Genomic DNA, 18,609 nt, shown 5'->3' with positions numbered 1-18,609 from the left:
CCGAAATTGGGGTTTTCGCGGCTGCTGGGCCAGGAATATATTGAAAGAGTGACCAGGGGCTACGGCGCCAGGTATGACGTCATGGACCGGTTGTCGGCCGGCCCCTCCTCCGTCGTTGTGGTCGACGCAGTTGCGCTGTTCCGCACCAATCGTTCCCGACATCCAGGCCGCGTCTAGGGGCCCGGCCCCCGCTGCGCGCAAGTCGACCGGTGCGGACGGCGTCACCGGACCATTCCGAGAATCGGAGGACAGGATGAAGCGCTATCTGACACTTGGCTATGGCGTGCTGTGTTACGCGGTGTTCCTGGCCTCGTTCCTCTACGCCATCGGCTTCGTGGGCAACCTGGTGGTGCCGCGCACCGTCGACCACGGAATCAGCGCGCCGATCGCGCAGGCCGTGATCGTCAACCTGATCCTGCTCAGCCTGTTCGCGATGCAGCACAGCGTCATGGCGCGTCCGGCGTTCAAGCAGCGGTGGACCCGCGTCGTCGCATCGTCCGTCGAACGCAGCACCTATGTGCTGATGTCGAGTCTGCTGTTGGGTCTGCTCTTCTGGCAGTGGCGGACCATGCCGCAGGTCGTCTGGCACGTCAGCGCGCCGGCCGGGCGGTACGTGCTGCTCACCCTGTTCTGGGCGGGCTGGGCGATCGTGCTGGTCTCGACGTTCATGATCAGCCATTTCGATCTGTTCGGGCTGCGCCAGGTGTATCTGGCATGGCGTGGAGAGCCCTACCGCGACTTGCCTTTCCGGACCACGCTGTTCTACCGCGTGGTGCGGCACCCGATCATGGTGGGTTTCCTCATCGCCTTCTGGGCCACCCCGACGATGACGGCGGGGCATCTGATGTTCTCGCTCGCCACCACCGGATACATCCTGATCGCGATCCAGCTCGAGGAGCATGACCTGGTGGCGAGCCTCGGCGACTCGTACGCGAGTTACCGCGACGAGGTGCCCATGATGATCCCCGGGCTGCACCCGCACCACCACTCAGCACGCCCGCATCACGCGGCGTAACCAGCGATTTGTGCACGATTTTCCGCGGTGACCGCGGAAAATCGTGCACAAATCCCTACTTCTTGGGCTTGTCGCTCGTCGCGTCGGTCGACAGCGCGGCCACGAAGGCCTCCTGCGGAACCTCAACCCGGCCAATGGTTTTCATGCGCTTCTTGCCCTCCTTCTGCTTCTCGAGCAGCTTGCGCTTACGGGTGATGTCACCGCCGTAGCACTTGGAGAGCACGTCCTTGCGGATGGCCCGGATGTTCTCGCGCGCAATGATTCTCGAGCCGATCGCGGCCTGCACCGGGACCTCGAACTGCTGACGCGGGATCAGCTCCTTGAGCTTGGTCGTCATCTTGTTGCCGTACGCCGACGCCGAATCCTTGTGCACGATGGCGCTGAACGCGTCGACGGCCTCGCCCTGCAGCAGGATGTCGACCTTCACCAGATCGGCCTCCTGTTCGCCGGCCTCCTCGTAGTCCAGCGACGCGTAGCCGCGCGTGCGGGACTTCAGCGAGTCGAAGAAGTCGAAGATGATCTCGCCGAGCGGCATGGTGTAGCGCAGCTCGACGCGCTCCGGGGACAGGTAGTCCATGCCCTGCAGTTCACCGCGGCGGGACTGACAGAGCTCCATGATGGTGCCGATGAACTCGCTGGGCGCGATCACCGTCGTCTTCACGACGGGCTCGAAGACGCTGCGCACCTTGCCTTCCGGCCAGTCCGACGGGTTGGTGACGACCATCTCGGTGTTGTCGTCCTTGATCACCCGGTAGACCACGTTGGGCGACGTGGAGATCAGGTCCAGGTTGAACTCGCGCTCGAGGCGCTCGCGGGTGATCTCCATGTGCAGCAGACCCAGGAAGCCGCAGCGGAAGCCGAAGCCAAGGGCCACAGAGGTTTCCGGCTCGTAGGTCAGAGCCGCGTCGTTGAGCTGGAGCTTGTCGAGGGCGTCGCGCAGGTTCGGGTAGTCCGACCCGTCGACGGGGTACAGGCCCGAGTAGACCATCGGCTTGGGCTCGCGGTAGCCCGTCAACGCGTCGGTGGCGCCCTTGCGGGCCGTCGTCACCGTGTCACCGACCTTGGACTGACGGACGTCCTTCACGCCGGTGATGAGGTAACCCACCTCGCCGACGCCGAGACCCTCGGAGGCCTTGGGCTCGGGCGACACGATGCCGACCTCGAGCAGTTCGTGCGTCGCACCGGTCGACATCATCGCGATCTTCTCGCGCGGGACGATCTTGCCGTCCACCACCCGGACGTAGGTCACCACGCCGCGGTAGATGTCGTAGACCGAGTCGAAGATCATGGCGCGGGTCGGCGCGTCCGGATCGCCGGTCGGTGCCGGGATCTGCCTGACGACGGCGTCGAGCAGCTCCTTGACGCCCTCACCCGTCTTGCCCGACACCCGCAGCACGTCGGACGGCTCACAGCCGATGATGTGCGCGATCTCACCCGCGTAGCGGTCCGGGTCGGCGGCCGGCAGGTCGATCTTGTTGAGCACCGGGATGATCGTCAGGTCGCGGTCCAGCGCCAGGTACAGGTTGGCCAGGGTCTGCGCCTCGATGCCCTGCGCGGCGTCGACGAGCAGCACGGCGCCCTCACAGGCCTCCAGCGCGCGCGACACCTCGTAGGTGAAGTCGACGTGGCCCGGGGTGTCGATCAGGTGCAGGACGAACTCCTCGTCACCGACCTTCCAGGGCAACCGGACGTTCTGCGCCTTGATCGTGATGCCGCGCTCACGCTCGATGTCCATGCGGTCCAGGTACTGCGCGCGCATCGACCGGTCGTCGACGACGCCGGTGAGCTGCAGCATGCGGTCGGCCAGGGTGGACTTGCCGTGGTCGATATGGGCGATGATGCAGAAGTTCCGAATCTGCGCCGGCGCAGTGAACGTCTTGTCGGCGAAACTGCTGATGGGAATCTCCTGGTGACGATGGGTCTGCGCGTATCACGCGCGGCTACCAGGGTATCTAGCGAGGACCCCGGCGACTAAATCGCGGCCCGGAAACTCCCCTATGCTCGATGCCATGGCGTCGCAGTGGAGGACGTTCCAGCGTCTGGCGGAACAACTGGTGTTCAACGAGGCGCCCAAACTCATCCGCACCTTGCAGCAGCCTGACGGACTGTCCCGGACCATTCAGCAGGGCATCCGGTTCGGCATCGAGGTGGGCCTGACGGCGCTCGGCGCCGTCCCGACGGAAACGCAGGCGGCCATCACCGCCGGGCGCCCGATCACCGAGACCATCGTCCCCACGGCGCACCGCGCCCGTCGTATCGTCTACTCCCCCGACCTGGACGGCCAGGCCGACCCGGGCGAGATCGTCTGGACCTGGGTCGTCTACGAAGACGACCCGACGCGCGGCAAGGACCGCCCGGTGCTGGTCGTGGGCCGCGACCGCAGCACCTTGCTGGGGCTGATGCTGTCCAGCCAGGACCGCCACCAGGGCGACGCCGACTGGGTGGGCATCGGATCAGGCAGCTGGGACTACGAAGGTCGCGCCAGCTGGGTGCGCCTCGACCGCGTGCTCGACGTGCCCGAGGAAGGCATCCGCCGCGAAGGCGCGATCCTCGACCGCGAGAAGTTCGAGATCATCGCCGCCCGCCTCCGCGCCAGTTACTCCTGGCGCTAGCCCCGAGCCCCCTTCCCGCGAGCCACCCCTCTCCCGCTAGCCTCCTTTCCGCGAGCGGCCGTGTTTGTACGGCGACACGCCGCTTTTGGCGTGCAATCAGGGGCCGCTCGTGCCCGTCGAGCGTGCGTTGACCGCGCGTTGAGCGGGCTCAGCGCGCCGGACGCCACATCGGAATCAGGCTCGGCCCACCGTTCGGCAGCGTCATCTCGCCCGTGACCTCGAACCCGAACCGCTCGTAGTACGGCACGTTCACCGGGTTGCTCGATTCCAGATAGGCCGGGGCATGTTCGGCGTCGACGCGGTCCAGCCGGGACCGCATGAGGGCCTGCCCGTACCCGCCGCCGCGCACCGTCGGGTCGCTGCCGATCACCGCGAGGTACCAATGCGGCTCCTCCGGGTGGTGCTTCTTCATCAGCTCCGCGGCCGCCTGGCCGCGCAGCACCGCGGTGCCGAACGTCAGCAGCATCATGGGCACGGCCCGCAGCTCGGCGCCGCGCGTCTGCTGCCACTTGCCCGGGGGATCCCACAACGCCGCCGCGCCGATGCCGTCCCCCGACAAGGCCACCTCGACGCCGCCGTGGCCCAAGTGCTGGTACTTGGTGAGCGCCGTGAACAGGCGTGGCAGCCGGCGTCGGCGCAGCCCATCGTCGGGCAGCATCCACGTCATCACCGGGTCGTCGGCGAATGCGCGGGCAAGGGTGTGCGACAAGCCGCCGATGTCGGAACGGGTGGCCGCCCGGGTCTGGATTTCACGCATGCCGCCAGCTTGCCGTGAATCGCCCCGCCGGTGCAGGCGTCGCCGACAATTCACGCCCGCTCGCCGCCGGTGAGCGCCCCCGAATTGCCCGCCGAACTCGGCGTGTCGCCGTGCAGACACGGCCGCTCGCGGGAAGTGGCGACGGGAAAGTCAGCCGCCCTGGGTGATGTAGTCCTGCAGGTGCTGCTGCTCGGTCTCGAGCTCTTCCATCCGCGTCTTGACGACGTCGCCGATGCTGACGATGCCGGCCAGCCGGCCGTCGTCGAGGACGGGCACGTGCCGCACCCGGTTCTGCGTCATCAGCACCACCAGGTGGTCGACGGTGTCGCGCGGCGTGCACGTCGCCAGGACCGTCGTCATGATCTCCGAAACCGGCTGGCCCAGTAGGCCGCCGCCGCGCTTGTGCAGCTCGCGCACGACGTCGCGCTCGGACACGATGCCGGCCAATCCGTCGTCCCCGACGACCACCATGGCACCGATGTTCAACGCCGCGAGGCTGGCCAGGAGTTGCGACACCGTGGTCTCCGGGGCGATGGTCGCTACCGCGGCACCCTTGTTGCTCAGTACGTCCGCGATCCGCATCGCCCGCCTCCGATCGTGATCCACCTCACATCCATGGTAGTCGGCGACTGAGAGTGCGCGGCGAAAGTCAAGCGAGCCGGGTGATTTCCACGACGACGTCCAGGTCGGTGGAACCCTCGCCCGAGTAGATGCCCTTCAGCGGGGTGACGTCCGCATAGTCCCGCCCCACCGCGACGGTCACGTACTGCTCGTTGATCTCGACGTCGTTGGTCGGGTCGTAGTCCCACCAGCCGCCGGTCCAGGCCTGCACCCACGCGTGGCTCTGGCCTTCGATGGTGTCGCCGACCTCCGCCCGGCGCTGCGGATGCAGGTAACCGGACACATAGCGGGCCGGAATCCCCATGCCGCGCAGCAGGATCAACGTCAGGTGCGCGAAGTCCTGACAGACGCCCTTGCCCTCACGCAGCGCGTCCAGTCCGGACGAGTGCACACCCGTGGTGCCCGGCACGTAGTCCAATTCGGTGTTGACCCAGTTCGCCGCGGCGATCACGGCCTCCTGCGGGTCGTAGTACTTCATGATCCGCTGGCCGACGCGCTGCAGCCGCTTGCTGACCGGCGTGTACCGGGTCGGGACGAGCAGCTCGTCGAACCGGTCGCGCACGCCGGCGCCTGCCAGGTCGTCCCACGTGACGAGTTCCGCGGGCATTTCGCCCTTGTCGGTCTCGACGACCGAGGACGACGTCACCTCCAACTCGGTGTGCGGTGCGTGCAGATCGAAGGCCGTCACCGCGGTGCCCCAGTAGTCGATGTACCGGTACGAGCGGGTGGCCGGCGTGGTCTCGACGCGATTGAGGACGACGTTCTGCCGCGAGTCCGAGCGCGGCGTCAGACGGGCCTCGTTGAACGACGCCGTCACCGCCGACTTGTAGGCATACCCGGTGGCATGGACAACTCTGAGCCGCCACATATCAGATTTCACCTTCTTCGATAACCGATACCGGGTGGCCCGCGTCCGTCCATGCGACCCACGGCGCCGCGTGAAAGTACTCCAGCGCCAATGCTTCTCCGATTTCCCGGCAGCTGCGTTGCAGACCCGCCAGGCGATCCTCCAGGGAGTCCAGCAGCAGGCCCGGCTGCAGGAACTCCAATTCGCTGCGCGCCCGGCCGAGCAGGCGCTGCGCCTCGCCGGTGGCACCGATCCGGTCATGCGGCCGGTTGTGCAGTTCGTCCAGATGCCGCTCGGCCAATCGCAGCGAATAGAACACCGACCGCGGAAACAGCCTGTCCAGCAACATGAATTCGACGACCCGGCCGGCATCGAGCACGCCGCGGTAGGTCCGCAGGTAGGTGTCGTGGGCACCGGCCGAGCGCAGCACCGTCACCCACGCCGGCGACGACGCACTGTCACCGACGCGGGCCAGCAGCAGGCGCACGGTCATGTCGACACGCTCGATCGCCCGGCCCAGCATCATGAAGCGGTAGCCGTCGTCGCGCGACAGCGTCGAGTCGGCCAGGCCCGCGAACATCGCGGCGCGCCCTTCCACGAAGCTCAGGAACTCGTGCGGCCCAAGCCTTCTGGCGGCCCGCTCCCGCTCGGCGAGGGCGTTGTAGGTGGTGTTGAGGCACTCCCACATCTCGGTGGACGTGACTTCGCGTGCGCCGCGGGCGTTTTCACGCGCCGCCGAGATCGACTCGACGATCGAGTTCTGCGCGTCACCGCGGCCGAACGCGACGAGGTCGGTCAGCGACCACATGTCCAGCGGTGCCGCCGGCGGCTCGATCCCGAGGACCCGCAACAACGTTCGCGACGCCAGGTCGGGGTCGACGCTCGAGTCCTCCAACAGCTGGTGCACGGTGACGTCCAGGATGCGGGCGGTGTCGTCGGCCCGCTCGACGTAGCGGCCGATCCAGTACAGCGATTCCGCGTTGCGCGCCAACATCAGTACATCACCGCCTGTTGCTGTTGCTGCTGCTGTTGATGGGCAGTCTGGACGGCCTGCTGTGGGGGTCCCTCGTCGGCGGCCTGGCCGGCGGACGGCAGGGAGCGGACGACTTCGGCGGCGCCGAGCTCGTGGGTGGCGGTCGACGCCCGCGACGCCAGCACCCAGGTGTCCTTCGAGCCGCCACCTTGGCTGGAGTTGACGACCAGCGAGCCCTCCGGCAGGGCGACGCGGGTCAGGCCGCCGGGCAGCACCCAGACGTCGTCACCGTCGTTGACCGCGAAGGGCCGCAGATCGACGTGCCGGGGTGCCAGCTTGTCGCCGATGCGCGTCGGCACCGTCGACAGCTGCACGACGGGCTGGGCGATCCACCCGCGCGGGTCGGCGCGGACCTTCTTCGAGATCGCGGCGATCTCCTTCTCGGAGGCGTCCGGTCCGAAGACGATGCCGTAGCCGCCCGAGCCCTCGACGGGCTTGATCACCAGCTCGCGGATGCGGTCGAGCACTTCCTCGCATTCGTCCTCGAGCCAACAGCGGTAGGTGTCGACGTTCGCCAGCAGAGGCTTCTCGCCCAGGTAGTACTCGATGATGGTCGGCACGTAGGTGTAGACGAGCTTGTCGTCGCCGACACCGTTGCCCACGGCGCTGGAGATGACGACGTTGCCCGCGCGGGCCGCGTTGAGCAGCCCGGCGACGCCGAGCACCGTGTCGGGCCGGAACTGCATGGGGTCGAGGAACATGTCGTCGATGCGGCGGTAGATGACGTCCACCTGGCGCTCGCCTTCGGTGGTCCGCATGTAGACGACGTTGTCGCGACAGAACAGATCACGGCCCTCGACCAGCTCGACGCCCATCTGCCGGGCCAGCAGCGAGTGCTCGAAGTAGGCCGAGTTGTAGACGCCCGGGGTGAGGACCACCACAGTCGGGTCCGCTTCGTTCGACGCCGCCGCGTTGCGCAGCGCCCGCAGCAGGTGCGACGAGTAGTCACCGACCGCCCGCACCCGGTGCGTCGCGAAGAGGTTGGGGAAGACGCGGGCCATGGTGCGCCGGTTCTCCATCACGTAGGACACCCCCGACGGCGAGCGCAGGTTGTCCTCGAGCACCCGGAAGTCGCCCTTGTCGTCCCGGATCAGGTCGATGCCCGCGACGTGGATGCGGACGCCGTTGGGCGGGACGATCCCGGCGGCCTCGCGGTGGAAGTGCTCGCACGAGGTCACCAGCCGGCGCGGGATGACCCCGTCGCGCAGGATTTCCTGGTCGCCGTAGACGTCGTCGAGGTACATCTCGAGCGCCTTGACCCGCTGCTTGATGCCCTTTTCCAGCTTCGACCACTCGGCGGCCGAGATGACCCTGGGCACCAGGTCCAGCGGAAACGGCCGCTCCTGACCGGACAGCGAGAATGTGATGCCCTGGTCGGTGAACGCGCGGCCGAGCGCTTCCGACCGGGCTGCCAGCTCGGACGTGTCCGATGGCGCCAATTCGGCGAAGACGCCCTTGTAGAGACCCCGGACGGCACCCTGGGCGTCGAACATCTCGTCGTACGCGGCGGCATAACTGTCGACGTCGTCGTAGCCGTCGAACACACCGTCGTAGCGATTCCCTGGGGAGGTCGGCCGCGTCCGCGCGGGACCACTGTGCGATGTCCGTGGGCTCATGGCAGACATGCTGCATCAACCTGGCAGTTTCGGCAGGGCAACTTGGCATTCACGGATATGCTCGGGGTCGTCGCCGGCCAGTGCGCGCATGCCGCGCTTTGGGGTTTTCGCATGGACGCTGGTAACCTGAACAGTCGCTGCCCGTTGACGGGCGAAGAGCGCAGACTTAAGACCGAGCATGCTCGTCCCCGTGCATGCCCAAATTGAGATTTAGAAGGAACGACACGCGTGGCCAACATCAAGTCGCAGGAAAAGCGCATCCGCACCAACGAGCGTGCACGTCTGCGCAACCAGTCGGTGAAGTCGGCGCTGCGTACGGCCATCCGCGGTTTCCGTGAGGCCGTCGAGGCGGGCGAGAAGGAAAAGGCCGGCGAGCTGCTCGTCGCCACCAACCGCAAGCTGGACAAGGCCGCCACCAAGGGTGTCATCCACAAGAACCAGGCCGCCAACAAGAAGTCGGCGCTGACCCTGGCCTTCAACAAGCTCTGATCTGAGCCGGTAGCTTTCGCGAAACCGCGGCCCGTTCACCGGGCCGCGGTTTTGTTGTGTCCGGACTAGCTGTCGGCCAACTCGGCGACGCGCCGCACCGCCGACTCCAGCGCGTAGTCGGCGTTGGCCGCCACACCCTTGACGTCGGCGTTCAGCGCCGCCACCACCCGCAGTGCCTCGGCCACGGTGTCCCGGTTCCAGCGCCGCGCCTGCTTCTGCGCCTTCTGCACGCGCCACGGCGGCATCCCCAACTCCCCCGCCAACCGGTAGGGGTCACCGGACTGACCGCCGACCCGCGCAATCGAGTGCACGGCCTCGGCCAGCGCATCGGCCAGCACCACGTGCGGCACGCCGCCGGCCATCGCCCAGCGCAACGCCTCGGCGACACCACTGACATCGCCCGAAACCGCCTTGTCCGCGATGTCGAACCCGTTCACCTCCGCCTTACCGGAGTGGTAGCGCCGTACCGCCGCCGCATCGATCTGACCGCCCGTGTCGGCCACCAGCTGCGAGCACGCCGCCGCCAGTTCGCGGATGTCCGATCCGACCGAGTCGAGCACGGCATTGATGGCGTCGTCACCGACCTTCACCTTCAACGACCGGAATTCCTTGCGCACGAAGTCGGCGCGCTCGGCGGCCTTGGTGATCTTCGCGCACGGATGTACCTCGGCGCCAAGCTTTTTCAGCTGATCGGCCAGCGCCTTCGCGCGGCCACCACCGGAGTGCACGACGACGAGCATGGTGCCGCCCGGCAGGTCGGCTGCCGCGTCGGCGATGAGGGCGACGGCGTCCTTGCCGGCTTCGGCGGCAGACTCGAGGACCACCACACGTTCCTCGGCGAACAGCGACGGGCTCAGCAGCTCGGCGAGCTCGCTGGTGGACACGTCACCGGCCCGCAGCCGGTCGACCGGCACGTTGTCGTTGCCGGCCTGCTTGCGCGCGTTCCGCAGTACGTCCGCCACCGCCCGCTCGACCAGCAGTTCCTCGTCGCCCAACACCAGATGCAACGCCTCGGTCGATCCACTCACCCGTTGATCGTTTCATGGCGGGCAGACAATCAGCGCAGTGCGGGTTGCGAATACCGGGTTAGGGTTGCAATGCGCGATTGGTGATGCCAGGGAGGGGACCATGACTGGCATCGATGAGGAAACTCTCATTGCCGCAGTCGCGGACTGGCAATTGAGCGAGGTTCGGATTCTTGAACCAGGGGCAACGACGCGGCAGCTCATTCCCGAAGCCTGGTGGCCCGTGGCCGAATCTACTGACCCCGACGAACGGAAACACGCGGCCCTGGAATTGTGGAACGCGGACTTCCTCGCATTAATCCCGCGCTATGCGCACTCGCTGCAGACTGCGCTCGTCGACGTGCGAGTGGCCAAGCACAGGTACTACAGCGCACCCTCTCTCGACTACGTCCTGCGCACCGACGAAGGAGAACTACGTGTATGGGCGGGTGACGATCCTCGCACCTTCGGAGACATCGAACCCCCCTTCTTCGCAACCCTCCCCACGCCGGTACAAACATTCCTACGCCAGGTTCACGCCGGCTACGCCACATTCGACGGCGAGTCCAACGGATTGGTTTCGCCGTCTGGCATGGTCACACTCGCAGCCCGCTGGTTTCAGCCGCCCGACACCAACGAGATCATCGAATGGTTCGAAGACGTGCCGTTCCCCGGCACCCAACGCTTGATATTCCTCACCGGCGTCAATGACGAAACTGCCCTGTATGTCTCTCCGGATCTCCCAGCAGGACAAGCAATCACCTACTACGAACCTGACTTCGAAATCGCGCCGTTCGGTGAAGCGCTGGACGACTTCCTCACCGGGCCGTTGGACAACTGAACCCTCACACACTCCACGCCAGCCGGAACTTCTCGGCCAGTTCGGTGTCGGACAGGCCGCCGTAGTTCTGCTGTTCGTAGCCGCGCACACCCAGCACGGCGTCGATCGGCGCGTCCCCGAGGATGTCGCGGACCACGGCGCTGTGCCGCAGCGCATCGAGCACCTCGGGCTGCTTCGCCGGCAGCGTCACCACGCCGGCGTGCTCGCGCTGGGCTTGCTTCAGGGACCCGGGGTCGACGGTGACCTCGGGCGGCAGCGGCAGTTCGCGGGTGATGCCGTCGAGCGCCAGGCCGAGGATGGTCGCCGACGCCAGGTACGGATTGGCCGACGGGTCGACGATCTTGACCTCGACGTTGGCGCCATGCGGATTTCCGGACTCGGCGCTGACGAAGCGCACGGCGGCCTCCCGGTTCTCGGTGCCCCAGCAGACGGTGGCGCCGGACCAACTTCCCGGCTGGATTCGCAGACCGGACACGATCGAGCCACACAGCACGCCCTGCGCGTCAGGCAGACCGGCTAGCAGCCCCGCTATGGCCGACTCGCCGGCATCGGTCATACCGCGCTCCCCTGAGCCACCGGAGAACACCGGCACACTGTCACGATTCAGTGAAAAGTGTTGATGTGCACCGGAACCCACACTGCCGGCGAACGGCACCGGAGACAGGCTGACGCGCAGGCCGTGGCGGCGGGCGACGCGGCTGATGATGACGCGCGCGAGCACCAGCTGGTCCGCGGCGGCCACCGGATCGCGGGGCAACAGCGAGAATTCGAATTGGTTGGCTCCGTACTCGGGATGGAACTGTTCGATCGACAACCCTGCGGCGGCGGCCGCGTCCATCACGTCCCGGACGAAACCCTCGAATTCGAGCACGCCGGCCAGCCCATACTGCGCCCACAGGTTGGCCGGCAGCTGCGCGCCGTCGGAGCCGACGAGCACGAACTCCACCTCGTGCCCGACCACGGCCGTCAGCCCGGCCGCGGCCAATCGCTGCGTAACCCGTTGCAGCACAGCGCGACCGCAGTACGGGTCCGCGTTGCCGTCCTGGGTGAAGAACGCACCTGGCGCCCAGGCGAGGCCGTCCCCCAAGAGGGCCCGCCCCGTCAGGTCAACACGGACCAGCCGGTCCCCGACCACACCGATCTCATCGCTCACCACGATGCCGGCCTGGTCGATGGCGAAGACGTGCCACGTCGGGCTGGTACCCAACCCATGCTCGGCGAAAACCGCCACCCGGTTCAGCGGAACCACCTTGACCTGTGTCAGGCCTGCGGCATTGACCACGGTGCCGATCAGGGTCCCGACGCCCGCCGCTTCGAGCGCCGCAACTGCCGCTGCCACGGACCCGGCCGGATCGTCATCCACGTCAATAATTCTGCTACGCGACGCGCCAGTTCATGGCCGGATCGCATTTCCCCGTCGCCGGCGCCACGCGGCCAGCAGCAGCGCGCCGCCCACTGTCGTCGCGCCGAGCAGCAGCGCGCCGCCCCAACCTGACGGGACACTCACCGCCGCGCCCGGAACCGCGGCACTCCGCCGCGCGACATGCAACAACCACCACAGTTCGGGTCCGGTGAACCGGATCAACAGTTGCGCCGCGGCCGGCCAGCACCACGCCACCGCCGCAGCCGCGGTGCCGAGGATCGTGATGGGTGGAATAACCGGGGCGACAAGGAGATTGGCCGCCACCGCGACCAGACTGAGGCTACCCGAGATCGCCGCTACCAACGGCGCCGTCACGAGTTGTGCGGCAACGGCGACGCACACGGCGTCGGCGAGCGGCTTCGGCCAACCGCGGCCCACCAGTCGGCGCGACCATCCCGGCGCGATGACCACGAGGCCCGCCGTCGCCACCACGGACAGCGCGAAGCCCGCGTCCACCGCGAGCGCCGGCGAGAGCACCATGAGCACCAGCACGCTGGCCGACAACGCGGGGATCGCCTGCCGCCGCCGATGCACCAGCATGCCCAGCAACATCACCGAACCCATTGCCGCGGCCCGTAATACGCTCGGCGAAGGTTGCACGATGACGACGAACGCGAACAGCGTGACCGCGGCCAGCGCCACTGCCATCCGCGGACCCACCAACGCCGCGCTGAGGAGCACCGCGCCGCACACGATGGTCACATTCGCGCCCGAGACCGCCGTCAAGTGCGTCAACCCCGCCCGGCGGAACGCGGCCGTCGTGTCCGACTCGACCGCCGACACGTCACCGAGCACCAGACCAGGGAGCATCGCGGCCTGATCGGGCGGCAACGCCAGTCGCGCGGCCTCGCCGAATTCGGCCCGCACGTGTGCCGCCGCGCGCTGCCCGGTCGAGGCTGTCCCGAACCGGGGCGCGCCCACGGCGGCCAGCACCGCCACCGACAGGTCGCGCCGCTTCGGCCGGGTGACCCTGGCCCGGAACGCCATCGGGCGGCCCACGCCGACCTCCGAATACCCGACGGCCGGCGCGAAAACCATGACCCGCCCGGATGATTCGGCCTCCTGAAGCCTCTGCAACGACGCCGCGAACATGAGGCGGCCACCCTGGATGGTCTTCGGCGACTCCGACGGCGTGACGGTCACCGTCACCGTCGTGCCGAACCGCGCCGCCAAAGGGTGGGTGTCGACCGCGTGTACCCGCACCGTCGCGACAATCGCGAATGCCGCACCCACCGCCGCCACGGCGAGCACCGCGGGCCAGCGCACCGAGCCCATCCACAGCCCGACTCCCACGGTGCCCGCCACCGCAACAACCACCGCCGCCAGCGCCGCCCACGGCCCCCACCACACGCCGGCCGCCGTCACCGTCCAGCACGTCACGGCGGCCGGCACCAGCCGCAGGTCGATGCCGGGGACATCCGGCGCGGGGCTGGCCGTCACACCTTGACCAGGGCACGCAGTTTCTCCAGCCGGCCCGGCCCGATGCCGTCGACCTCGCCCAACTGGTCGACACTCGCGAACCGGCCGTTGGCACCACGCCACGCCACAATCGCTTTCGCCATGACCGGACCGATGCCGGGCAGACCGTCGAGCTGCTCCTCCGTCGCGGTGTTCAGATCAACGGGTCCTTGTGCACCACTGCCTCTTCCGTCGCCGGGCGGCACCTTCTCCGGTGGCCCCGACGTCGCGCCCGCCGAACTACGCATCACCGCGGGCGAACCCAACGGCGCGGTGATGCCGACCAGAATCTGCTCCCCGTCGGCCACCTTGCGGGCCATGTTCAGCCCGACGAGGTCGGCTCCCGCCAGCGCTCCCCCAGCTGCGGTGACGGCGTCAGCGATGCGGGCGCCGGCGGGCAGCGTCACCAGCCCCGGCTTGTGAACCAGGCCCGCCACACTGACCACGACGTCCTCAGTCTTGGCCGCGGGCGCGGGCGTCCCAGGCACGGAGGACGAAACCATCTGTACGGGTGGCAGTTTCGCCGCGGTCACCGGCGGCTTGTCATCGCCGAGCACTGCGATGACGGTCACCAGGACCGCGACCACGCCGACCACGGCGAGCGCGATGACGCCCGCACGCCCGGGGTCGGCCCGCACCGTCGCGAGCCACCCCGACTTGCCAGGCATGGCGTCGGGCAACCACCGCGACAGCGAGGTGTCGTCGTTCGAGTCGGGCTCTGCGTCGGGGTCCGTCGCGTCGCCGGGCTGCGCGGCCAGCCGGCGCTGCGCCCGATCGACCGGTGTCTGAGTGACCATGCCCGCGACGTTAAGCACCGCGTCCGACCGGAACGGCGCCAAAAGGCCGCCCAACGCGCGGCCTGTGGATCAATCGCGTTCTGTGGATAAAAGTGGGCGGCTTCGATCCCAACCGGATCGATCGCCGCCAAAATTGGCATCGTGGTGCGCCGAACTGTGGGCCGACATGCGCCGCGAGCCCTAGAGTCGGGGTGACCATGACGACCCAAATACCTTCGCCACGTTTGAGTTTGACCGCACAGCAACGCGAAGCGCTGGCCGCGGCGGCGAGCTTCCCGCTGTTGAGCGCGATCCAGGGCAGGCGGTCGCGGCGCTTCCCCGTCGGCGGCTCCATCCCATCGGGACCGTTGGCCTACACCAGTAGCCGCGACGTCGAACCACTCGACGAGGTCGAACGCGCACTGATCCTCGCGACGGTAACCGGTGTAACCGGCTGGCATTTCGGGATCAGTCACCATCCCGGATATGCACCGGCGTTCCCGAACTACAGCGGGTCGGCATCAGGTCGCACGTTCCCGTCAGCCGCGGGTTTCGAGATCGTCGAGTTCTTCTTCACCGATGACTCGGGCACCTACTTCCTGTCGTCCCGAGACACGGCACCGACAGTGCCGGTCAACGACGGCGTGGTCGACATCGACGACTGGCTGGCCGCGACGGCGTCGTCCTATCGCCAGCTCTCCACCGATCGCATCCACATTCCACGGTCGGAGCCGTACCTCGAAGGCCACAACACGTGGATCGCCAATCACCCCGGCTCCCTGCTGGTCATCCCGGTCGCCGACATCGCACAACATCTCTTGGCCAATCTGGCGTTCTTCCTGCAGAACGGCTACCTGATCTATGACGACGTCAACAACCGGCCGATCCCGGGATTGAAGGAGGCCGCCGCGGGTCTGGCGCACCGGGACGACGACCCTTTCCCACTGACCTTCGTCGAGCAGTACTCGCTCACGGAAGCCACCGCCGAGTTGATGACGAGCGTCTACAACGGGCACCTACTACTCGGGGCGCTGGGCCTGGGCGGTTGGACGTTCGACGGTATCGACCGGCTCACCATCCTCGGCGCGTCCGGCGACCCGGAGGTTCCCGCGCTGGGATTCAACGTCCAAACCGACGAACGGTGGGCACTGCCCAATCCGACGGGGCTGGACGGCGTTTTCGAAACGTACAGCCGCCCGCACTACCCGGACATCGCGGCTGCGGTGCGCGCCTTCGCCGACCGAAAATTCGGCCCCGGCGGGCCTTTTCACCCGGACACCCCAGGGCCGTGGCGGGATTCGCGGGCCGTGCGTTCGGCCGCGGCTGGGCACGACGAGCAGTTCATCACCTTGCTCACCATCGCCGCGCAATACATCGACGATACGTTCGGCAAGTTTCCCGGCACCGTACCCACCGTGCACATCATGAATTACCTTCAGGCACAACACATCGACCTCGGGTTCTACGACACGCATTTCCAGCCCGGGGCGTATCTGTCGACCCACGCCGAGCACGACCGGATTTGGCACGGGTGACCGGACTCCAGCTCACAGACCGTTCTGACGAGGCCTCTCCATGTCGGATGCTGGACGTTCCCGCGACGCTTGAACCTCCGCACCCTGCGCCCGTCCGCCCGCAGGCTCACAGCAATCGGGACCCTTTCACTTGACGACTGTAACTACTAGTACGTATGTTTCGTGATTGTGCAAACACGCGCCCGTCTTGTGAACGCGACTCAAGAGCTGCTCTGGGAACGCGGTTATGCGGCAACCAGCCCAAAGGACATCCTGAGCCGCGCGGAAGCAGGGCAGGGCAGCATGTACCACCACTTCGCCGGAAAACAGGAGCTCGCGGCCACAGCCTTGGCAGAGAGCGCAGCCACGATGCGCGCCGAAGCTGACCTTCTACTCTCGGGTGACGGGACGGCACTCGAGCGGGTGATCGCTTACCTAGAACGCCAGCGCGATTCGTTGCGGGGCTGCCGCATGGGGCGCATGACCTACGACGCCGATGTTTTGGCGACACCAGATCTTCTCCGCCCGGTTGCAGAGACCCTCGGCTGGTTGGTCGACCGCATCGCTCAGGTCATTGGCCAGGGCATTGACGAGCGCGAGTTCCCCGCCGCCACAGACGCACATCAGCTCGCATCCATGGTGGTCGCGACCGTCCAGGGAGGCTACGTCCTCGCGCGGGCGCAACAGGACCCAGCTGCTTTCGAGGCGGCGGTACAAGGAGCTGCAGGCCTCCTACAGAGCCGGAATCTGCGATGACCGCCGTAGCTGGGCATGCCGCCATGACCCACGTGGCCCATCAGGAGACCGCAACCGACGGAACCACCACAACGTGGTACGAGCCTGTTGCTGACCGGGCCCACGTCCAGGCGACCAAGAGGCATCACTGATGTACGCCATGCAATATCAGATCGCATTGCCCACCGACTACGACATGGGCATCATCCGGAACCGGGTGCGCAGGACCGGCCACCTCTTCGACGGCTTCGCCAGCCTCGAGTTCAAGGCCTACTTGATCCAGGAGAAATCCCAAGGCGCTCCCCGAAACGCGTACGCCCCGTTCTATGTCTGGCGCGACATCGACGGCATGCGCAACTTTTGCTGGGGCGAGCCGGGCTATTCCGCCATCGTTCGAGACTTCGGCCGGCAACCGATCCAAGACTGGACGCTTCACAAGATCGTCCACGGCCCCGCCGCCTACGCACAAGCCCGCAGCCTCACCGTGAAGTCTGCGTCGCTGCCTTCCGCTGCCGCACCGTCCGATTGCCTGGATCCGATCACCCAACGGTTTCTCGAGCACGTCGAAGACACCACTGTGGCCCTCGTGACCGCTGTCGATATAACCAGCTGGACCCTCATCCAGGTCGAACTCTCGACAGAGGAGCCCGATCAGACCTTGACCCACATGGCCGCCTACGAAGTCCTGCACGTCTCCGCGGCCTGACGGGTTCGCACCGCCGCCGGCTCCAGCCCACCACCGGGACCACCGGGTAGACACCTGCGGCATAGTGTCTAGCGAAAGCACAGCCCCAACGAGGAGGCCTCCATGACCACCGACCGCCCGCTCCGCGTCATCCAGTGGACCACCGGCAACATCGGCAAGCGATCCCTGCACGCCATCATCGCCCGTGACGACATGGAATTGGTCGGCGTCTACGCGTACGGCGCCGAGAAGGTCGGGGTGGACGCCGCCGAACTGGCCGGTTGGCCCGAACCCACCGGAATCAAGGCCACCAACGACATCGAAGAGTTGGTGGCGCTCAAGCCGGATGCCTGCTGCTACAACCCGATCTGGCCCAGCGTCGACGAGCTGGTCCGCCTGCTCGAATCGGGCATCAATGTGTGTTCGACCGCAGCCTGGATCACCGGCGGCAAGCAGAGCCCAGAGGACCTCGCGCGCATCCAGAAGGCTTGCGAGGCAGGCAATTCCACGATCTTCGGCAGCGGCGCACACCCCGGCCTGACGAACATGATGGGCATGGTGCTGTCCAGCGCGTGCGAGAGCGTCGACGAAATCCGTATCACCGAGTCGGTCGACTGCGGCGTCTACGAATCGGCCGGCACCATGGCCGCGATGGGTTTCGGCAAGGACCCCGAGACACCGGGCCTGGCCGAGAGCGTGCGCCTGGAGAGCGAGGTGTTCGCCGAGTCAGCCGCGATGATGGCCGATGCCATCGGAGCCAAGCTGGACCGGATCACCTTCGACGTCACCTTCACCCCGGCGACCGAGGATTCCGACCTCGGGTTCATGCAGATCCCCAAGGGCACGGTCGCCAGCGTCTACGGCTATCACCGCGGTTGGGTCGGCGACAAGAACGTCGTCAGCGTCGGCTTCAACTGGATCATGGGCGAGCACGTCACCCCGCCGAAGCCCGTGGCGCACGGTCACGTGATCCAGGTGTTCGGCGTGCCCAACATGCGCACAGTCGTGTACTGCCTGCCGTCGAAGGACTGGAGCGAGGTGAGCCTCAACGGTCTCGGCATGATCTACACCGCGCTGCCGGCCACCAACGCAGTACCTGCGGTGGTGGCGGCAGCGCCGGGCATCCTGACGCTAAAAGATCTGCCGCCGGTCACCGGCCGGTTCGCCGGCTAGTCCAAAAGCA

The 18,609-nt window shown here is 67.2% G+C and carries 17 protein-coding genes and 1 pseudogene; 8 read left to right on the top strand and 10 right to left on the bottom strand.

Going from position 1 to position 18,609, the window contains the following annotated elements; genetic code table 11:
* The first annotated feature begins 253 nt into the window (after window positions 1-253).
* Entirely contained in the window at window positions 254-1,015 is a 762-nt protein-coding gene (gene mddA / locus VXD91_RS00825; RefSeq protein ID WP_346414392.1) for a methanethiol S-methyltransferase, read from the top strand.
* A gap of 55 nt (window positions 1,016-1,070) precedes the next feature.
* Here the strand turns inward: mddA and lepA are convergent.
* Window positions 1,071-2,962, bottom strand: a pseudogene (gene lepA, locus VXD91_RS00820) (translation elongation factor 4).
* Window positions 2,963-3,012: 50 nt separating this feature from the next.
* Here lepA and VXD91_RS00815 point away from each other — a divergent pair.
* Entirely contained in the window at window positions 3,013-3,627 is a 615-nt protein-coding gene (locus VXD91_RS00815) for a type II toxin-antitoxin system PemK/MazF family toxin (protein ID WP_318985506.1), read from the top strand.
* A 148-nt stretch (window positions 3,628-3,775) separates the two neighbouring features.
* Here VXD91_RS00815 and VXD91_RS00810 read toward each other — a convergent pair whose 3' ends face one another.
* The 5 genes from VXD91_RS00810 to VXD91_RS00790 form a co-directional block, all read right to left on the bottom strand.
* The gene (locus VXD91_RS00810) at window positions 3,776-4,384 is read right to left on the bottom strand and encodes a GNAT family N-acetyltransferase (protein WP_318985507.1); all 609 of its coding nucleotides are present in this window, start codon (window positions 4,382-4,384) and stop codon (window positions 3,776-3,778) included.
* A 150-nt stretch (window positions 4,385-4,534) separates the two neighbouring features.
* On the bottom strand, window positions 4,535-4,966 hold the full coding sequence (locus VXD91_RS00805) for a CBS domain-containing protein (protein WP_064860038.1): 432 nt from the start codon (window positions 4,964-4,966) through the stop codon (window positions 4,535-4,537).
* Window positions 4,967-5,033: 67 nt separating this feature from the next.
* Window positions 5,034-5,873: a transglutaminase family protein gene (locus tag VXD91_RS00800; RefSeq protein WP_064986590.1), complete on the bottom strand. Its 840-nt coding sequence runs from the start codon at window positions 5,871-5,873 to the stop codon at window positions 5,034-5,036.
* A gap of 1 nt (window position 5,874) precedes the next feature.
* Window positions 5,875-6,846: an alpha-E domain-containing protein gene (locus VXD91_RS00795; RefSeq protein WP_346414391.1), complete on the bottom strand. Its 972-nt coding sequence runs from the start codon at window positions 6,844-6,846 to the stop codon at window positions 5,875-5,877.
* Window positions 6,846-8,501, bottom strand: coding sequence for a circularly permuted type 2 ATP-grasp protein (locus VXD91_RS00790; protein WP_346414390.1), 1,656 nt, complete (start codon window positions 8,499-8,501; stop codon window positions 6,846-6,848). Before VXD91_RS00790 ends, VXD91_RS00795 begins: the two co-directional genes overlap by 1 nt.
* A 228-nt stretch (window positions 8,502-8,729) precedes the next feature.
* On the opposite strand from VXD91_RS00790, the gene rpsT reads away from it, so the two are divergent.
* Window positions 8,730-8,990, top strand: a complete 261-nt coding sequence (gene rpsT / locus VXD91_RS00785) for a 30S ribosomal protein S20 (RefSeq protein WP_020102146.1) — start codon at window positions 8,730-8,732, stop codon at window positions 8,988-8,990.
* Between the two features lie 65 nt (window positions 8,991-9,055).
* Here rpsT and holA read toward each other — a convergent pair whose 3' ends face one another.
* Window positions 9,056-9,997, bottom strand: a complete 942-nt coding sequence (holA, locus tag VXD91_RS00780) for a DNA polymerase III subunit delta (RefSeq protein WP_346414477.1) — start codon at window positions 9,995-9,997, stop codon at window positions 9,056-9,058.
* 121 nt (window positions 9,998-10,118) lie between these two features.
* On the opposite strand from holA, the gene VXD91_RS00775 reads away from it, so the two are divergent.
* A complete protein-coding gene (locus VXD91_RS00775; RefSeq protein ID WP_346414389.1) occupies window positions 10,119-10,835 on the top strand; it encodes a hypothetical protein in 717 nt (238 codons plus the stop codon).
* A 4-nt stretch (window positions 10,836-10,839) separates the two neighbouring features.
* On the opposite strand, the gene VXD91_RS00770 is transcribed toward VXD91_RS00775, so the two are convergent.
* Genes VXD91_RS00770 through VXD91_RS00760 form a run of 3 tightly spaced genes read right to left on the bottom strand, consistent with a single transcriptional unit; the run spans window position 10,840 to window position 14,513 of the window.
* Window positions 10,840-12,198, bottom strand: a complete 1,359-nt coding sequence (locus VXD91_RS00770) for a glutamine synthetase family protein (RefSeq protein ID WP_318985510.1) — start codon at window positions 12,196-12,198, stop codon at window positions 10,840-10,842.
* A 30-nt stretch (window positions 12,199-12,228) separates the two neighbouring features.
* On the bottom strand, window positions 12,229-13,698 hold the full coding sequence (locus VXD91_RS00765) for a ComEC/Rec2 family competence protein (protein WP_346414388.1): 1,470 nt from the start codon (window positions 13,696-13,698) through the stop codon (window positions 12,229-12,231).
* Entirely contained in the window at window positions 13,695-14,513 is an 819-nt protein-coding gene (locus VXD91_RS00760; protein WP_346414387.1) for a ComEA family DNA-binding protein, read from the bottom strand. The genes VXD91_RS00765 and VXD91_RS00760 overlap by 4 nt, the downstream gene beginning before the upstream one ends.
* Window positions 14,514-14,710: 197 nt before the next feature.
* Between VXD91_RS00760 and VXD91_RS00755 the strand changes: the two genes are divergently transcribed.
* The 4 genes from VXD91_RS00755 (at window position 14,711) to VXD91_RS00740 (ending at window position 18,599) form a co-directional block, all read left to right on the top strand.
* Window positions 14,711-16,027: a hypothetical protein gene (locus tag VXD91_RS00755; protein WP_346414386.1), complete on the top strand. Its 1,317-nt coding sequence runs from the start codon at window positions 14,711-14,713 to the stop codon at window positions 16,025-16,027.
* 162 nt (window positions 16,028-16,189) lie between these two features.
* Window positions 16,190-16,762, top strand: coding sequence for a helix-turn-helix domain-containing protein (locus VXD91_RS00750; protein WP_346414385.1), 573 nt, complete (start codon window positions 16,190-16,192; stop codon window positions 16,760-16,762).
* Between the two features lie 130 nt (window positions 16,763-16,892).
* A complete protein-coding gene (locus tag VXD91_RS00745) occupies window positions 16,893-17,447 on the top strand; it encodes a DUF4865 family protein (protein WP_346414384.1) in 555 nt (184 codons plus the stop codon).
* Between the two features lie 102 nt (window positions 17,448-17,549).
* Window positions 17,550-18,599 carry a dihydrodipicolinate reductase gene (locus VXD91_RS00740; RefSeq protein WP_064979341.1) on the top strand — a complete coding sequence of 350 codons (1,050 nt, stop codon included), beginning with the start codon at window positions 17,550-17,552 and terminating at the stop codon, window positions 18,597-18,599.
* The last annotated feature ends 10 nt before the right edge of the window (window positions 18,600-18,609 follow it).

This window comes from Mycobacterium sp. SM3041 (genome assembly GCF_039668335.1).
GTDB lineage: Bacteria > Actinomycetota > Actinomycetes > Mycobacteriales > Mycobacteriaceae > Mycobacterium.
This window is presented reverse-complemented; position numbering and strand designations above follow the sequence as displayed.

What these genes read in the sequence shown, in the direction of transcription:
- mddA (WP_346414392.1), top strand. Translation starts at nt 254, where the DNA reads ATGAAGCGCTATCTGACACTTGGCTATGGCGTGCTGTGTTACGCGGTG.
- VXD91_RS00815 (WP_318985506.1), top strand. Translation starts at nt 3,013, where the DNA reads ATGCTCGATGCCATGGCGTCGCAGTGGAGGACGTTCCAGCGTCTGGCG.
- VXD91_RS00810 (WP_318985507.1), bottom strand. Translation starts at nt 4,384, where the DNA reads ATGCGTGAAATCCAGACCCGGGCGGCCACCCGTTCCGACATCGGCGGC.
- VXD91_RS00805 (WP_064860038.1), bottom strand. Translation starts at nt 4,966, where the DNA reads ATGCGGATCGCGGACGTACTGAGCAACAAGGGTGCCGCGGTAGCGACC.
- VXD91_RS00800 (WP_064986590.1), bottom strand. Translation starts at nt 5,873, where the DNA reads ATGTGGCGGCTCAGAGTTGTCCATGCCACCGGGTATGCCTACAAGTCG.
- VXD91_RS00795 (WP_346414391.1), bottom strand. Translation starts at nt 6,846, where the DNA reads ATGTTGGCGCGCAACGCGGAATCGCTGTACTGGATCGGCCGCTACGTC.
- VXD91_RS00790 (WP_346414390.1), bottom strand. Translation starts at nt 8,501, where the DNA reads ATGAGCCCACGGACATCGCACAGTGGTCCCGCGCGGACGCGGCCGACC.
- VXD91_RS00775 (WP_346414389.1), top strand. Translation starts at nt 10,119, where the DNA reads ATGACTGGCATCGATGAGGAAACTCTCATTGCCGCAGTCGCGGACTGG.
- VXD91_RS00760 (WP_346414387.1), bottom strand. Translation starts at nt 14,513, where the DNA reads ATGGTCACTCAGACACCGGTCGATCGGGCGCAGCGCCGGCTGGCCGCG.
- VXD91_RS00755 (WP_346414386.1), top strand. Translation starts at nt 14,711, where the DNA reads ATGACGACCCAAATACCTTCGCCACGTTTGAGTTTGACCGCACAGCAA.
- VXD91_RS00745 (WP_346414384.1), top strand. Translation starts at nt 16,893, where the DNA reads ATGTACGCCATGCAATATCAGATCGCATTGCCCACCGACTACGACATG.
- VXD91_RS00740 (WP_064979341.1), top strand. Translation starts at nt 17,550, where the DNA reads ATGACCACCGACCGCCCGCTCCGCGTCATCCAGTGGACCACCGGCAAC.